We start from the raw sequence: 14,677 nt of genomic DNA on the forward strand, positions 1-14,677 counted from the left end.
CGGTACACAGGCGTAGGGCAGGAGCAGCGCAGGCAGGACGCAGGCGCAGGAAGTCGACCGCGGGACGAGGCATGCACGACGAACAGCAGCGACCAGACCACGGGCCTCTCGCCGGATTCACCGTCGGTGTGACGGCCGCCCGGCGGGCCGACGAGCTCGGAGCACTGCTCCAGCGGCGCGGCGCGTCCGTCCTCCACGCCCCCGCCCTGCGCATCGTGCCGCTCGCCGACGACGGGGAACTGCTCGCCGCCACCAAGGACCTCCTCGACCGGGCACCGGACGTCGTCGTCGCGACCACGGCCATCGGCTTCCGCGGCTGGATCGAGGCCGCCGAGGGCTGGGGGCTCGGCGAGGCCCTGCTCGGCCGGCTCGGCGAGGTGGAACTGCTCGCCCGCGGACCCAAGGTCAAGGGCGCCATCCGGGCCGCCGGGCTGACGGAGGAGTGGTCGCCCTCGTCGGAGTCCATGGCGGAGGTGCTCGACCGGCTGCTGGAGGAGGGCGTCGAGGGCCGGCGCGTGGCCGTCCAGCTGCACGGTGAGCCGCTGCCCGGCTTCGTCGAGTCGCTCCGGGCCGGGGGAGCGGAGGTGGTGGGCGTCCCCGTCTACCGCTGGATGCCCCCGGAGGACCTCGGCCCCGTCGACCGGCTCCTCGACACGACGGTCGCCCGCGGTCTGGACGCGGTCACCTTCACCAGCGCGCCCGCGGCGGCCTCCCTGCTCTCCCGGGCCGAGGACCGGGGGCTGCTGCCCGAACTGCTCGCCGCGCTCCACCACGACGTGCTGCCCGCGTGCGTGGGCCCGGTCACGGCGCTGCCCCTGCAGGCCCGGGGTGTCGACACGGTGCAGCCCGAGCGGTTCCGGCTCGGGCCGCTGGTGCAGCTGCTCTGCCAGGAACTGCCCGGGCGGGCCCGTACGCTGCCCGTCGCCGGCCACCGGCTGGAGATCCGCGGCCACGCGGTGCTCGTGGACGGGGCGCTGCGGCCCGTGCCGCCCGCCGGGATGTCGCTGCTGCGGGCGCTGTGCAGGCGTCCGGGGTGGGTGGTGTCCCGTGCGGACCTGCTGCGATCGCTGCCGGGGGCGGGGCGCGACGAGCACGCCGTGGAGACGGCGATGGCCCGGCTGCGGACGGCGCTCGGCACGCCGAAGCTGATCCAGACGGTGGTGAAGCGGGGGTACCGGCTGGCACTGGACCCCGCCGCGGACGCCAAGTACGCGGACGGTTGAGGGGCGTACGGGCGAGGGGCCGGGCACGGGGCGGTGCACGGCCGAAGTGAGTGCGCGGCCTTCCGGTCCGCTGCGCCTGCGGGCACTGTAGAGGGGACGGCCCCTCGGACAGAACCTCGGGCAGAACCTCGGACAGAACCTCGGGCAGGACCTCGCACGGCACTCACCGGCACTTCGCCGAAGGCGGTGACAGGCGCATGGCAACCGGCACGGCCAGGGCCACGGAGCCCTACGAGCCGCGGTTCGACTGCGGGAGGCTCTGTCTGGACCTCCTCGCCACCACGCACCCCGCCGAACAGCTCCACTCGCCGGACCGGTTGCGGGCGTGGATCGTCGGGGCCGGCCTGGTCCCGGAGGGGACACCGCTGGCGGAGACCGACACGTCCTGGCTGGCGGGCTTCCGCGAACTGCGGACCTGCGTCGGCCTGTTGGTACCGGGCGGGGCGCCCGGCCCGAACGCGCGGGACTCCCGTCCGTACGAGACGGCGCTCGCCCGGGTCAACGCCTTCACCAGGGCCGCGACGCCGACGCCCCTCGCCGTACGGACCGACGAGGGCACGCTGGTCCGGGTGCTGGAGGAACCGCCGGGCTGCGCGGCGCTGCTGGCGGTGGTCGCCCGGGACGCCGTGGAACTGCTGACCGATCCGGTGGCGTGCGCGCGGCTGCGGCAGTGCGCGGGGGACAACTGCCCCCTCGTGTACGTCGACACGTCCCGGGGGCGGCGCCGCCGGTGGTGCTCCAGCGAGACGTGCGGCAACCGGGAGCGGGTGGCGCGGCACCGTAGGCGGGCCGCTCTGGCGCGCGCGTGAGAATGCCGTTCTTGCTCGTGATTTGACCGTCCGTGCTCTTTCTCGAAAAGGCGTGAAGGGTATTCGTTCCGGGCGGTGCGTGCTTTTCGCTCGAAGTCCGCGACAACGGGGCATTCGACTCGGTCGGCATCTGCTGATGTGAAGGAAACCAATCACGGATCCCCTGGTCACGCAGGGTTCCAACGTAGGAAATAGGCGCCATTGTCCCCCTTAGGTCTCGGACGGATCACAGATTTGTGCGCTCTCTTTGAACACACGGCCGGTCGTCCACGTACCTCGGGTTGAGCGACCGACTGGGGGACCCCGGTCGAATCGGGGACACCGGAGGTAGCCGTGCGCAAGGATTCCGCTGTGGCCGATGAACGCCCGCACAGGGCCCGACATCGAGCGTCACAGTCCTCGGGCGAGCCCGATGAGGACCTGATGCGCGCGCTCTACCGGGAACACGCGGGACCCTTGCTCGCGTACGTGCTGCGGCTGGTCGCGGGAGACCGGCAACGCGCCGAGGACGTGGTGCAGGAAACGCTCATCCGTGCCTGGAAGAACGCCGGTCAGCTCAATCGAGCGACCGGTTCGGTACGCCCCTGGCTGGTGACGGTCGCCCGGCGCATCGTCATCGACGGCCACCGCAGCCGGCAGGCCCGGCCGCAGGAGGTCGACCCGTCGCCGCTGGAGGTCATCCCCGCGGAGGACGAGATCGACAAGGCGCTGTGGCTGATGACACTCTCGGACGCACTGGACGACCTGACCCCTGCCCACCGGGAGGTCCTGGTGGAAACGTACTTCAAAGGACGTACCGTCAATGAGGCGGCCCAGACGCTCGGCATCCCCAGCGGCACGGTTCGCTCACGGGTGTTCTACGCCCTGCGGTCGATGAAGCTGGCTCTCGAGGAGCGCGGGGTGACGGCATGAGCAACGGGTACGGGGGAGACGGGTACGGGGGATACGGGACCGGTGGCGGTTCCGGCCCGCTCAGGGGCGTACAGCCGGGCGACGGCCCCGGCGACATCCACGAGACCGTGGGCGCCTACGCCCTCGGCATCCTCGACGACGCCGAGGCGACCCGCTTCGAGACGCACCTCGCCGGCTGCGAGTGGTGCGCGCAGCAACTCGACGAACTCGCCGGGATGGAGCCGATGCTGGCCGCGCTCGCGGACCTGCCCGGCTCCCAGGGCAGCCCGGCCGTCGGGGAGATCCTCGCCGCCCGGCCGAGCCCGCGGCTCACCGAGCGCCTCGTCGACGAGGTGGCCGAGCGCCGCGCGCAGAAACGTCGTCGCAACCTCTACATGGTCGCCGCCGCGGCCGCCCTCATCGTCGGCGGCCCCGTCACCGCGATCGCGGTCACCGGCGGGAACGAGGACCCGCGCAACGTCCGGGCGGGGGAGACGCTCAACGCCACCAGCCCGGCCAAGGACGCGTTCCTCAACCGGGACGACAGGGTCACCGCCACCGACACGGGCACCCGGGTCAGCGCCACGGTCGCCGTGGAGCCCAAGGCCTGGGGCACCGACACCGTCCTGGAGCTGAAGAACGTCAAGGGCCCCGAGAAGTGCTCCCTGATCGCCGTCGGCAAGAACGGCGAGCGCGAGACCGCGACCACCTGGTCGGTCCCGGCCTGGGGCTACGGCATCCCGGGCGCCACCGACGAACCGGCCAGGGACCCGCTCTACGTGCAGGGCGGCGTCGCCATGGAGCCGAACGACATCGACCACTTCGAGGTGATGACCTTCGACGGCGAGAAGCTCGTCGAGGTGGACATGTAGGCGGGACGTGTGCGCCCCGTGGGCACGGTGTCGGCATTCCGCGGCGGGCCGGTGAACACGCCCCGGGAGGACGCGTAGCCTCCCGGGGCTCCCTTCGCGTACGGTTGACGGCTGCCCAGCACGTCAGAAGGGGGCCCGGTGGCCGCTCAGGTTCAGCAGGAGGCCGCGGTCGGCCCGGCTCACGATTCGGTTCGTGAGCGGGAGATCGGCATCGAACAGGAACACCTGGACCGGGTGTACCACCGCCTCGAGGAGAAGATCCACGAGGCGGAGTTCCTGATGGACGACGCCGTCAAGCGCGGCCAGGTCGGCACGCCCGGCGCCCTCGCCGAGCGGGACGCCCAGGTGTACCGGGCGGGCATCCACCTCAACCGGCTGAACAACGAGTACGAGGACTTCCTCTTCGGCCGCATCGACCTGCTGCTCGGCAAGGACGGCGAGAAGGGCCCGGACGGCGCGTACACCGCGGTGGAGCCCGCGGAGGGCGCCGTACGCGACGACGCCACCGCCGACATCGCCGAGACCCTGCACATCGGGCGCATGGGCGTCCTGGACGAGGACTACGCGCCGCTGGTCATCGACTGGCGGGCACCGGCGGCCGCCCCCTTCTACCGCTCCACCCCCGTCGCCCCGGGCCGGGTGGTCCGCCGCCGCGTCATCCGCTCCAAAGGCCGCCGGGTGCTCGGCGTCGAGGACGACCTGATGCGCCCCGAGCTGACGGCCTCCCTGGACGGGCACGAGCTGGCCGTGGTCGGCGACGGCGCCCTGATGGCCGCGCTCGGCCGGGCCCGCAGCCACTCCATGCGGGACATCGTCTCCTCCATCCAGGCCGAGCAGGACATGGTCATCCGGGCGCCCGCCGCCTCGGTGACGTACGTGGAGGGCGGCCCCGGCACCGGCAAGACCGCCGTCGCCCTGCACCGCGCCGCCTACCTGCTCTACCAGGACCGCCGCCGGTACGCGGGCGGCATCCTCGTCGTCTCCCCGACCCCGCTGCTCGTCGCGTACACCGAGGGCGTCCTGCCGTCGCTGGGCGAGGAGGGGCAGGTCGCCATCCGCGCCCTCGGCTCCCTGGCCGACGGCATGGAGGCCACGCTGTACGACTCCCCGGCGGCGGCCCGCGTCAAGGGCTCCTCCCGCATGCTGAAGGTGCTGCGCAAGGCCGCCCGCGGAGCACTGGAGCGAACCGATTCGCCGTCCCGGCTGCGGGTCGTCGCCATGGGCCGCCGGCTGGAGCTGGAGGCCGGCGAACTGGACCGGATCCGGCAGACCGCGCTCTCCGGAACAGCCCCCGTCAACCTGCTGCGCCCGCGCGCCCGCAAGCTGCTCCTGGACGCCCTGTGGGCCCGCTCCGGCGCGGCCGGCCGCCACTCCGACCCGGAGCTGGCCGCCGAACTGCGCTCCTCCTTCGACGAGGACGTGACGGGCGAGGACGACTTCACGGCGTTCCTCGACGCCTGGTGGCCCGAGCTCACCCCGCGCGAGGTCCTCACCGCCATGGCCGACGAGAAGCGGCTGGGCCGCTGGGCCCGGCGCACCCTGAACCCCGGGGAGGTCCGCAGGGTCGCGCGGTCGCTGCGGCGGGACGGGCTCACCGTGCACGACGTGGCCCTGCTCGACGAGCTCCACGCGATCCTCGGCCTGCCCGCCCGCCCGCGGAAGAAGCGCGAGCTGGACCCCCTCGACCAGCTCACCGGCCTGGACGAGCTGATGCCGGTCCGCGAGGAGTCGCAGCGGGAGCGCGCCGAGCGCCTGGCCCGGGAGCGCACCGAGTACGCGCACGTCATCGTCGACGAGGCCCAGGACCTCACCCCCATGCAGTGGCGGATGGTGGGCCGCCGCGGCCGGCACGCCACCTGGACCGTGGTCGGCGACCCCGCCCAGTCCTCCTGGTCCGACCCCGACGAGGCGGCCGAGGCCCGCGAGGAGGCCCTCGGCACCCGCCCCCGCCGCCGCTTCACCCTCACCGTCAACTACCGCAACCCCTCCGAGATCGCCGAGCTGGCGGCCAAGGTGCTGGCGCTGGCGATGCCCGGTTCCGAACCCCCGTCGGCGGTGCGCTCCACGGGCGTACGGCCACGGTTCGTGACGACGGGTGACGGCGACGGCCGCGGCGAGGACCGCGGCAAGGGCGCGCTCGGCCGTACGGTCCGGCGGGAGGCCGCGCGGCTGCTGGACCTCGTCGACGGCACGGTCGGCGTCGTCGTCGCCATGGACCGGCGCGAGGAGGCCGCCCGCTGGCTCGCCGGGCTCGGCGACCGCGTGGTGGCGCTCGGCAGCCTGGAGGCCAAGGGCCTGGAGTACGACGCCACGGTCGTCGTCTCGCCCGCGGAGATCGCCGACGAGTCCCCGGCGGGGCTGCGCGTGCTGTACGTGGCGCTGACCCGGGCGACCCAGCAGCTCACCGTGGTCTCGGGCGAGCGGGACGAGCCGGACGCGGCAGGGGTGCCGGACCTGCTCCGCGACTGATCGGCCTGCTCCGCGCGACTGAGGGAGACACCGAAGAGGCGGGGCCCCGCACCAGCCGGTGCGGGGCCCCGCCTCTTCCGTTTGAGTGACACCGACCCGCCATGCTCGCCTCGCGGCAAGTGGTCGCTCGTAGCGACGAAGGTTGGGCCCGGGGGCTTGGATCGGGCCGGTGCCACATCCAAGGTAACAAACGATCCCCGCAAGGCAATTCCCGTCCCGGAGGTTCATCCCGCTCCCGCCGGGGATTCGGCCCGCCGACGCCGGTACGCTGCCGGAACCCGGAAGGGTGCCGGGCGCGTCCGTACGACACGGAGCGACACGAACAAAACGTTCGCAATCCGGGGCGGCTACCGCGTACTCGGCGGTAGGTGCGACGATCGGACGGCACGATCGCGCCCGGCGCGACACAGCAAGACACGGTGAAAGCAGAGGAAGTCGGCCATGGCAACGGCGCCCAGCGTCTCCTACTCGATGACCATCCGGCTGGAAGTGCCTGCGAGCGGAACGGCCGTATCGCAGCTCACCACCGCGGTGGAGTCCTCCGGAGGCTCGGTGACCGGCCTCGACGTCACGGCCTCCGGTCACGAGAAGCTCCGTATCGACGTCACCATCGCCGCCAGCTCGACCGCGCACGCCGACGAGATCGTCGAGCAGCTGCGCGGCATCGAGGGCGTGACGCTCGGCAAGGTGTCCGACCGTACGTTCCTGATGCACCTCGGCGGCAAGATCGAGATGGCGTCGAAGCATCCCATCCGCAACCGTGACGACCTGTCCATGGTCTACACGCCGGGCGTGGCCCGGGTGTGCATGGCGATCGCGGAGAACCCCGAGGACGCGCGCCGCCTGACCATCAAGCGCAACTCCGTCGCGGTCGTGACGGACGGCTCGGCGGTGCTGGGCCTGGGCAACATCGGCCCGAAGGCCGCCCTCCCCGTGATGGAGGGCAAGGCGGCGCTCTTCAAGCGGTTCGCCGGCATCGACGCCTGGCCGATCTGCCTGGACACCCAGGACACCGACGCGATCGTGGAGATCGTCAAGGCGATCGCCCCCGGCTTCGCGGGCATCAACCTGGAGGACATCTCCGCGCCCCGCTGCTTCGAGATCGAGGCCCGGCTGCGCGAGGCCCTGGACATCCCGGTCTTCCACGACGACCAGCACGGCACGGCCATCGTCGTCCTCGCCGCCCTCACCAACGCCCTGCGCTGCACCGGCAAGGCGATCGAGAACATCCGCGTGGTGATGTCCGGCGCGGGCGCCGCGGGCACGGCGATCCTGAAGCTGCTGCTCGCCGCCGGGGTGAAGAACGCGGTCGTCGCCGACATCCGCGGTGTGGTGCACGCGGGCCGCGAGGACCTGGTGGACCTCACGCCGGACTCGCCGCTGCGCTGGATCGCCGACAACACCAACCCGGAGAACCTCACCGGCACGCTGAAGGAGGCCGTGCGCGGCGCCGACGTCTTCATCGGCGTCTCGGCCCCGAACGTGCTCGACGGCGACGACGTGGCGGCCATGGCCGACGGGGCGATCGTGTTCGCGCTGGCGAACCCCGACCCGGAGGTCGACCCCACGGTCGCCCGCCAGACGGCGGCGGTCGTGGCCACGGGCCGCTCCGACTTCCCGAACCAGATCAACAACGTGCTGGTCTTCCCGGGCGTCTTCCGCGGCCTGCTGGACGCCCAGTCCCGCACGGTCAACACGGACATGATGCTGGCCGCGGCGGCGGCCCTCGCGGACGTGGTGACGGAGGACGAGCTCAACCCGAACTACATCATCCCCAGCGTCTTCAACGACAAGGTCGCGGGCGCCGTGGCCGGCGCGGTCCGCGACGCGGCCAAGTCCGCGGGGGCGACTGCGTCGAGCTGAGCGGGTTCCGGGCCGCGCTGAGCCCGGGGAACCGTCCCCGGACCCGGCGCGCCCGGGGCCACGGCGCGCCGCGGGGCCGGTTGTCCGGCTGAGCGGACGCTTATGGGACTCCGGCCGTGCGGGGCGGCCCGTACCCGGGCAGGGCCCGGCGGTTCGGGTCCGTCCCGTGCCGGGTGGCGTGTGGTGGTTCCGTGTCGGGTGGTCGGTTGTCCGGCTGAGCGGGCGCCATGGGACTCCGGCCGTGCGGGGCGGCCCGTACCCGGGCAGGGCCCGGTGGTTCGGGTTCGTCCCGTGCCGGGTGGCGTGTGGTGGTTCCGTGTCGGGTGGTCGGTTGTCCGGCTGAGCGGGCGCCACAGGACCCTGGTCGCACGGCGGCCCGTGCCGCGCTCTGCCCGGCGCTTCGGATCCGCCCCGCGCCGGGCGGCCTGAGCCGGGCGCGCCGCCCGTGTGCTCGCGCCCTGCCGACGCCCTGGCACCAGTCGCGGGCTTGTGGGGTGTCGCGTGGCCGGAAAGCGGTGTACGGGGCAGCGGGGCGCATTAGGCGCGCGGGGCCGGGGACACCGGCCCCAGAGGCCCTCGCACCAGGGGCTTCGAGGTGTGACGGTGGCCACGGCGGGGCGGCTCATCGGCGCGTCGTGGCGAGTTCGGGGGTCCGGCGTCCTCTAGTGTGGCGGCCGGATCGTATCTGTCAGGACATACGACTGCGCACCCTCCGCGAGCGCAGCGTCACCGTTGCGTGCGCGTGGCGCTTTTCGTGTGACTCCCTTGGGTGTTCGTGTGACTCCCCCGGGTGCCGGATTGGCTTTCCCGCCGCAGGTAGGGGCAGGATGCCTCCCTGGGCGCAAGGGTCTGACGACGGACCCGGGGCCGGGACCTCACCGAGGGCCCTGACAGCATCGGCTTCGCCGTGCCCGACATGCGGCTCCGCCGCGTGGCACGCCTCAACGGCAAGAAGAACACGGGAGTAACAACATGAACCGCAGTGAGCTGGTGGCCGCGCTGGCCGACCGTGCCGAGGTGACCCGCAAGGACGCCGACGCCGTGCTGGCCGCGTTCGCCGAGACCGTCGGCGAGATCGTCGCCAAGGGCGACGAGAAGGTCACCATCCCCGGCTTCCTCACCTTCGAGCGCACCCACCGTGCCGCTCGCACCGCGCGCAACCCGCAGACCGGCGACCCGATCGAGATCCCGGCCGGCTACAGCGTGAAGGTCTCCGCGGGCTCCAAGCTCAAGGAAGCCGCCAAGGGCAAGTGACCTTGCCGTGCGTACGCCGCCGCCGTCGCGGGGCGTACGGGGCGCAGTGACGCCAGAGGGGGCGGCCACCCGGACCGGGTGGCCGCCCCCTCGTCGTGGGCGACAGGGCTCAGCCCAGGGCCTTGCCCGGCAGCTCCACCTTCGCGCCCAGCTCCACGAGCTTCTCCATGAAGTTCTCGTAGCCCCGGTTGATCAGGTCGATGCCGTGGACCCGGGACGTGCCCTGCGCCGCGAGCGCCGCGATCAGGTACGAGAAGCCGCCGCGCAGGTCGGGGATGACCAGGTCGGCGCCCTGGAGCCGGGTCGGCCCGGAGACGACCGCGGAGTGCAGGAAGTTGCGCTGGCCGAAGCGGCAGTCGGAACCGCCCAGGCACTCGCGGTACAGCTGGATGTGGGCGCCCATCTGGTTGAGCGCCGAGGTGAAGCCGAGCCGGGACTCGTACACCGTCTCGTGGATGATCGACAGGCCCGTGGCCTGCGTGAGCGCCACCACCAGCGGCTGCTGCCAGTCGGTCTGGAAGCCGGGGTGGACGTCCGTCTCCAGCGCGATGGACTTCAGCTGGCCGCCGGGGTGCCAGAAGCGGATGCCCTCGTCGTCGATGTCGAAGGCGCCGCCGACCTTCCGGTAGGTGTTCAGGAAGGTCATCATCGAGCGCTGCTGGGCGCCGCGCACATAGATGTTGCCCTCGGTCGCCAGCGCGGCGGACGCCCAGGAGGCGGCCTCCAGGCGGTCCGGGATCGCCTGGTGGTTGTACCCGCCGAGGCTGTCGACGCCCGTGATGCGGATGGTGCGGTCGGTGTCCATCGCGATGATGGCGCCCATCTTCTGCAGGACGCAGATGAGGTCCTCGATCTCGGGCTCCACCGCGGCGTTCGACAGCTCGGTGACGCCCTCCGCGAGCACCGCCGTCAGCAGCACCTGCTCGGTCGCGCCGACCGACGGGTACGGCAGTCGGATCTTGGTGCCGCGCAGCCGCTGCGGGGCCTCCAGGTACTGGCCGTCCGCCCGCTTGTCGATCTTCGCGCCGAACTGCCGCAGCACGTCGAAGTGGAAGTCGATGGGCCGGCCGCCGATGTCGCAGCCGCCGAGACCCGGGATGAAGGCGTGGCCGAGACGGTGCAGCAGAGGGCCGCAGAAGAGGATCGGGATGCGGGAGGAACCGGCGTGGGCGTCGATGTCGGCGACGTTGGCGCTCTCCACGTGGGTCGGGTCGAGCACCAGTTCGCCCGGTTCCTCACCCGGGCGGACCGTCACCCCGTGCAGCTGCAGCAGGCCGCGTACGACGCGCACGTCCCGGATCTCGGGGACGTTGCGCAGTCGGCTCGGAGCGCTCCCGAGCAGCGCGGCGACCATTGCCTTGGGTACGAGGTTCTTCGCACCGCGGACCCGGATCTCGCCCTCCAGCGGGGTTCCGCCGTGGACAAGCAGTACGTCGTCAGAGCCGTTGACGGTCATGGATCTCGCGTTCCGTGGGGTCGGGCAGGGGGTGTCGGCACCCGAACGGCCCGTGGGGCGGGCCGAAGCGGCGTGAGCCGAAGAGCAAGCGTAATGGCCTCCCGCACCTGTCAAGTAAGCCCGCGCAGGTACGACGTACGTCATGGTTTCGCCACAACACGAACCGTTCCCCGCCGGACACCCTTCGTCACGGCCCGCGCGTCCCGCTCCGCCTACCCGTGGGTACGGTGATTGGCTCCCCGCGCATTGGCTCCCCACGCACGGGGAAGATGCGGGATCATGTCAGGCATGACCGAGGTGTCCTCGCTGACAGGGCGGCTGCTCGTGGCCACGCCCGCTCTGGCGGACCCCAATTTCGACCGCGCGGTGGTGCTCCTCCTCGACCACGACGAGAAGGGCTCGCTCGGCGTCGTCCTCAACCGGCCGACCCCGGTGGGCGTCGGCGACATCCTTGAGGGCTGGGCGGAGCTGGCGGGCGAGCCCGGCGTCGTCTTCCAGGGCGGACCGGTCCAGCTCGACTCGGCGCTCGGTGTCGCGGTGATCCCGGGCGGGGCGTCCGTCGAGCGGGCGCCGCTGGGCTGGCGGCGCGTGCACGGGGCGATCGGGCTGGTCGACCTGGAGGCCCCGCCGGAACTGCTCGCCTCGGCGCTGGGCTCGCTGCGGATCTTCGCCGGTTACGCGGGCTGGGGGCCGGGTCAGCTCCAGGACGAGCTCACGGAGGGCGCCTGGTACGTGGTGGAGTCGGAGCCGGGGGACGTCTCCTCGCCGGCACCCGAGCGGCTGTGGCGCGAGGTGCTCCGCCGCCAGCGCAGCGAACTCGCGATGGTGGCGACGTACCCGGACGACCCTACGCTCAACTGATCTGCGCGGGCTTCAGTACCCTTGGCGCTATGAGCACTCTCGAGCCCGAGCGCGGTACCGGTACGGGAACCCTCGTGGAGCCGACACCGCAGGTGTCGCACGGCGACGGTGACCACGAGCGCTTCGCCCACTATGTCCAGAAGGACAAGATCATGGCCAGCGCCCTCGACGGTACGCCCGTCGTGGCCCTCTGCGGCAAGGTGTGGGTCCCGGGCCGCGACCCGAAGAAGTACCCGGTGTGCCCCATGTGCAAGGAGATCTACGAGTCCATGAGTGCCGGGGGCGACGGCGGCAAGGGCGGCAACGGCGGCAACGGCGGCGGCAAGAAGTAACGCCGCCGCGCCGCCACGGCGCCCGAACCGGACGAAGGACACGGCCGCGGCCCTGCTGAGCGGGGACCGCGGCTTCGCTGTGCCCGGAGCCGGAGCCGGAGCCGGAGCCGGAGCCGGAGCCGGAGCCGGAGCCGGAGCCGGAGCCGGAGCCGACGGGTCACAGATTGGTCGAGACCTCTTGTGGGTACGTTCCGGTCGTCCCTAGCCTCCTCCCAAGTTGTGCAGAGCAAAACCGCCATTGCGTATGCTGCAACGCTCGGAGGAGAGCTGAATGAAGCCTGCCGTCCTCACTGTCCGGGCCCGCCTGAGGGCACGCCTGACCGCTCCCCTCGCGGCCCTCGTCCTCGCGGGGATCACCGCCACCGCCTGCGCCCCGCAGACCTCCGGCACCTCCTCCTCGGGGAAGGACGAGAAGTCCGGCACCCTGCGCGTCTGGCTCTTCCAGGAGGTCGGCAACGAGCCGAAGGAAAAGGTCGTCGACGACGCGGTCGCCGCCTTCGAGAAGGAGCACGACGGCGTGGACGTCGCCGTCGAGTACATCCCGGTCGAGACCCGCGCGCAGCGCATCAAGGCGGCCTTCAACGACCCGGAGAGCGCCCCGGACGTCATCGAGTACGGCAACACGGACACCGCCGGCTATGTGAAGGACGGCGGACTCCTCGACGTCACCGAGCAGTTCGACGGCTGGAGCGAGGCGAAGGACGCGGACGGGACGGCCCGGCAGTCCGTGACCGTCGACGGCCGCGTCTACGGCGCCCCCCTCTTCGTCGGCGTCCGCGCCCTGTACTACCGCACGGACGTCTTCGAGGACCTGGGCCTCGACGTCCCGGGGACGCAGGGCGAACTGATCGAGACGGCCCGCGCGATACGGGCGGCCGAGCCGGACCTGTACGGCCTCGCCGTCGGCGGCGCCTACACCTACGGCGCGCTGCCGTTCCTCTGGGCCCACGGCGGCGAACTCGCCGAGGAGGAGGGCGGATCGTTCACCTCCGCCCTGGACGGCCCGGCCGCGCGGAAGGGCATCGAGGCGTACACCTCCCTCTTCGGCGACGACAACTGTCCCGCCGCCAAGTGCGCGGGCATGGGCGGCAACGACACGGTGACCGCGTTCGCGGCCGGCAAGGCGGGCATGGCGATCGGCGGCGACTTCAGTCACGCGGCCATCGAGGCCGGCGCGGTGAAGGGCAAGTACGCGGTCGTGCCGCTGCCCGGGGTGAAGGAGGGCGAGATCGCCCCGGCCTTCGCGGGCGGCAACAACATCGGCGTGCTGAAGAGCACCGCGCACCGCACGCTCGCCGTCGACCTGATGAAGCGGCTCGCGTCGAAGGAGACGCAGCGCGAACTCTTCGACGCCATGGGCTTCCTGCCGACGTTCACCGACGTCCGCGCGGACGCCGCCGAGCGGGAGCCGTTCGTCGAGCCGTTCGTGAAGACGCTCGACGCGGGCGCCCGGTTCGTCCCCGCCTCGCCGGCCTGGGCCCGGATCGACGCCTCCCTCGTCCTGCCGACGATGTTCCAGGAGGTGGTCTCCGGCAAGAAGGACGTCCCGGCCGCCTCCTCGGACGCGGCGCGGAAGATGGACGACGCGTTCCGCTCCGCGGAGTGAGCCCGATGGAGAACCGCACCACGACGGTGACCCCGCCGGCGGCCACCGTGCCGCCCGCCGCCGGCCCGGTGACGCCGGTGGCGCGGCGTGCCGGGCGCCCCCGCGGCGGTGCGGACGGTGCGCCGTCGCGCGGACGCGGCGGCTGGACGCCGTGGCTCTATCTCGCGCCCGCCCTCGTCGTCCTCGCCGGACTGCTCGTCTATCCCATCTACCAGCTCGGTCTGATCTCCTTCCTGGAGTACACCCAGGCCCAGGTCAGCGGTGGTGAACCGACCACCTTCCGGGGCTTCGGCAACTACGCGGAACTGTTCGGGGACGCGGAGTTCTGGCCGGTGCTGCTGGCGACGGTCCTGTTCGCGGCGGCCTGTGTGGTGAGCACGCTGGCCGTCGGCTGCGCGCTCGCCGTCCTGCTCACCCGGATACGGGCCCTGCCGCGGCTCGCCCTGATGCTGGCCGCGCTCGGCGCGTGGGCGACCCCCGCGATCACCGGCTCGACGGTGTGGCTGCTGCTCTTTGACCCCGACTTCGGGCCGGTCAACCGGGTGCTGGGGCTCGGCGACCACTCGTGGACGTACGGGCGGTTCAGCGCCTTCGCCCTCGTCCTGCTCGAAGTTGTCTGGTGCTCCTTCCCGTTCGTCATGGTGACGGTGTACGCCGGCATCCGCGCCGTACCGAACGAGGTGCTGGAGGCCGCCGCGCTGGACGGCGCCTCGCAGTGGCGGATCTGGCGCTCGGTGCTCGCGCCGATGCTCCGGCCCATCCTCGTCGTGGTCACCATCCAGTCCGTCATCTGGGACTTCAAGGTCTTCACGCAGATCTACGTCATGACGAACGGCGGCGGCATCGCCGGGCAGAACCTCGTGCTCAACGTGTACGCCTACCAAAAGGCGTTCGCGTCCTCCGAGTACAGCCTCGGTTCGGCGATCGGCGTGGTGATGCTGCTGATTCTGCTGGCGATCACGCTCGGCTATTTGCGGCTGCTGCGCAGACAGGGGGAGGAACTGTGAGCACGGCACTTGTCCGTGATTCCGGACGACGTTC

12 protein-coding genes are annotated in these 14,677 nt (G+C 72.2%); 11 read left to right on the forward strand and 1 reads right to left on the reverse strand.

The features are described 5' to 3' along the window. Nucleotides 1-71: 71 nt before the first annotated feature. From IEZ04_RS11650 to IEZ04_RS11680, 7 genes are all read left to right on the forward strand, one after another. Nucleotides 72-1,223 (forward strand): uroporphyrinogen-III synthase, encoded by a 1,152-nt coding sequence (locus tag IEZ04_RS11650; RefSeq protein WP_189216721.1) that lies wholly within the window; start codon nucleotides 72-74, stop codon nucleotides 1,221-1,223. A gap of 197 nt (nucleotides 1,224-1,420) precedes the next feature. Beyond that, nucleotides 1,421-2,032: a CGNR zinc finger domain-containing protein gene (locus IEZ04_RS11655; protein WP_189216722.1), complete on the forward strand. Its 612-nt coding sequence runs from the start codon at nucleotides 1,421-1,423 to the stop codon at nucleotides 2,030-2,032. Between the two features lie 333 nt (nucleotides 2,033-2,365). Next, nucleotides 2,366-2,944, forward strand: a complete 579-nt coding sequence (locus IEZ04_RS11660; protein ID WP_189216723.1) for a sigma-70 family RNA polymerase sigma factor — start codon at nucleotides 2,366-2,368, stop codon at nucleotides 2,942-2,944. After that, a complete protein-coding gene (locus IEZ04_RS11665) occupies nucleotides 2,941-3,795 on the forward strand; it encodes a zf-HC2 domain-containing protein (protein WP_189216724.1) in 855 nt (284 codons plus the stop codon). Before IEZ04_RS11660 ends, IEZ04_RS11665 begins: the two co-directional genes overlap by 4 nt. Before the next feature lie 138 nt (nucleotides 3,796-3,933). Continuing rightward, the gene (locus IEZ04_RS11670; RefSeq protein WP_189216725.1) at nucleotides 3,934-6,264 is read left to right on the forward strand and encodes a HelD family protein; all 2,331 of its coding nucleotides are present in this window, start codon (nucleotides 3,934-3,936) and stop codon (nucleotides 6,262-6,264) included. A gap of 441 nt (nucleotides 6,265-6,705) precedes the next feature. After that, nucleotides 6,706-8,127, forward strand: coding sequence for an NAD-dependent malic enzyme (locus tag IEZ04_RS11675; protein ID WP_189216726.1), 1,422 nt, complete (start codon nucleotides 6,706-6,708; stop codon nucleotides 8,125-8,127). 972 nt (nucleotides 8,128-9,099) lie between these two features. Next, nucleotides 9,100-9,381, forward strand: coding sequence for an HU family DNA-binding protein (locus IEZ04_RS11680; protein WP_189216727.1), 282 nt, complete (start codon nucleotides 9,100-9,102; stop codon nucleotides 9,379-9,381). Between the two features lie 109 nt (nucleotides 9,382-9,490). Here IEZ04_RS11680 and murA read toward each other — a convergent pair whose 3' ends face one another. After that, a complete protein-coding gene (gene murA, locus IEZ04_RS11685; RefSeq protein ID WP_189216728.1) occupies nucleotides 9,491-10,837 on the reverse strand; it encodes a UDP-N-acetylglucosamine 1-carboxyvinyltransferase in 1,347 nt (448 codons plus the stop codon). Nucleotides 10,838-11,125: 288 nt separating this feature from the next. Here murA and IEZ04_RS11690 point away from each other — a divergent pair, with 288 nt between their 5' ends. The 4 genes from IEZ04_RS11690 to IEZ04_RS11705 all read left to right on the forward strand — a co-directional run bounded on the left by IEZ04_RS11690 (nucleotide 11,126) and on the right by IEZ04_RS11705 (nucleotide 14,643). After that, nucleotides 11,126-11,698 carry a YqgE/AlgH family protein gene (locus tag IEZ04_RS11690; protein ID WP_189216729.1) on the forward strand — a complete coding sequence of 191 codons (573 nt, stop codon included), beginning with the start codon at nucleotides 11,126-11,128 and terminating at the stop codon, nucleotides 11,696-11,698. Between the two features lie 29 nt (nucleotides 11,699-11,727). Next, complete coding sequence (locus IEZ04_RS11695) at nucleotides 11,728-12,030, forward strand: DUF3039 domain-containing protein (RefSeq protein WP_189216730.1); 303 nt, start codon at nucleotides 11,728-11,730, stop codon at nucleotides 12,028-12,030. A gap of 271 nt (nucleotides 12,031-12,301) precedes the next feature. Continuing rightward, nucleotides 12,302-13,636, forward strand: a complete 1,335-nt coding sequence (locus IEZ04_RS11700) for an extracellular solute-binding protein (protein ID WP_189216731.1) — start codon at nucleotides 12,302-12,304, stop codon at nucleotides 13,634-13,636. A 5-nt stretch (nucleotides 13,637-13,641) separates the two neighbouring features. Beyond that, entirely contained in the window at nucleotides 13,642-14,643 is a 1,002-nt protein-coding gene (locus IEZ04_RS11705; RefSeq protein ID WP_189216732.1) for a carbohydrate ABC transporter permease, read from the forward strand. Nucleotides 14,644-14,677: the final 34 nt, after the last annotated feature.

Source organism: Streptomyces ruber (assembly GCF_014648075.1).
Lineage (GTDB): Bacteria > Actinomycetota > Actinomycetes > Streptomycetales > Streptomycetaceae > Streptomyces > Streptomyces ruber.

What these genes read in the sequence shown, in the direction of transcription:
- IEZ04_RS11655 (WP_189216722.1), top strand. Translation starts at nt 1,421, where the DNA reads ATGGCAACCGGCACGGCCAGGGCCACGGAGCCCTACGAGCCGCGGTTC.
- IEZ04_RS11680 (WP_189216727.1), top strand. Translation starts at nt 9,100, where the DNA reads ATGAACCGCAGTGAGCTGGTGGCCGCGCTGGCCGACCGTGCCGAGGTG.
- IEZ04_RS11650 (WP_189216721.1), top strand. Translation starts at nt 72, where the DNA reads ATGCACGACGAACAGCAGCGACCAGACCACGGGCCTCTCGCCGGATTC.
- murA (WP_189216728.1), bottom strand. Translation starts at nt 10,837, where the DNA reads ATGACCGTCAACGGCTCTGACGACGTACTGCTTGTCCACGGCGGAACC.
- IEZ04_RS11690 (WP_189216729.1), top strand. Translation starts at nt 11,126, where the DNA reads ATGACCGAGGTGTCCTCGCTGACAGGGCGGCTGCTCGTGGCCACGCCC.
- IEZ04_RS11695 (WP_189216730.1), top strand. Translation starts at nt 11,728, where the DNA reads ATGAGCACTCTCGAGCCCGAGCGCGGTACCGGTACGGGAACCCTCGTG.
- IEZ04_RS11665 (WP_189216724.1), top strand. Translation starts at nt 2,941, where the DNA reads ATGAGCAACGGGTACGGGGGAGACGGGTACGGGGGATACGGGACCGGT.
- IEZ04_RS11700 (WP_189216731.1), top strand. Translation starts at nt 12,302, where the DNA reads ATGAAGCCTGCCGTCCTCACTGTCCGGGCCCGCCTGAGGGCACGCCTG.
- IEZ04_RS11705 (WP_189216732.1), top strand. Translation starts at nt 13,642, where the DNA reads ATGGAGAACCGCACCACGACGGTGACCCCGCCGGCGGCCACCGTGCCG.
- IEZ04_RS11675 (WP_189216726.1), top strand. Translation starts at nt 6,706, where the DNA reads ATGGCAACGGCGCCCAGCGTCTCCTACTCGATGACCATCCGGCTGGAA.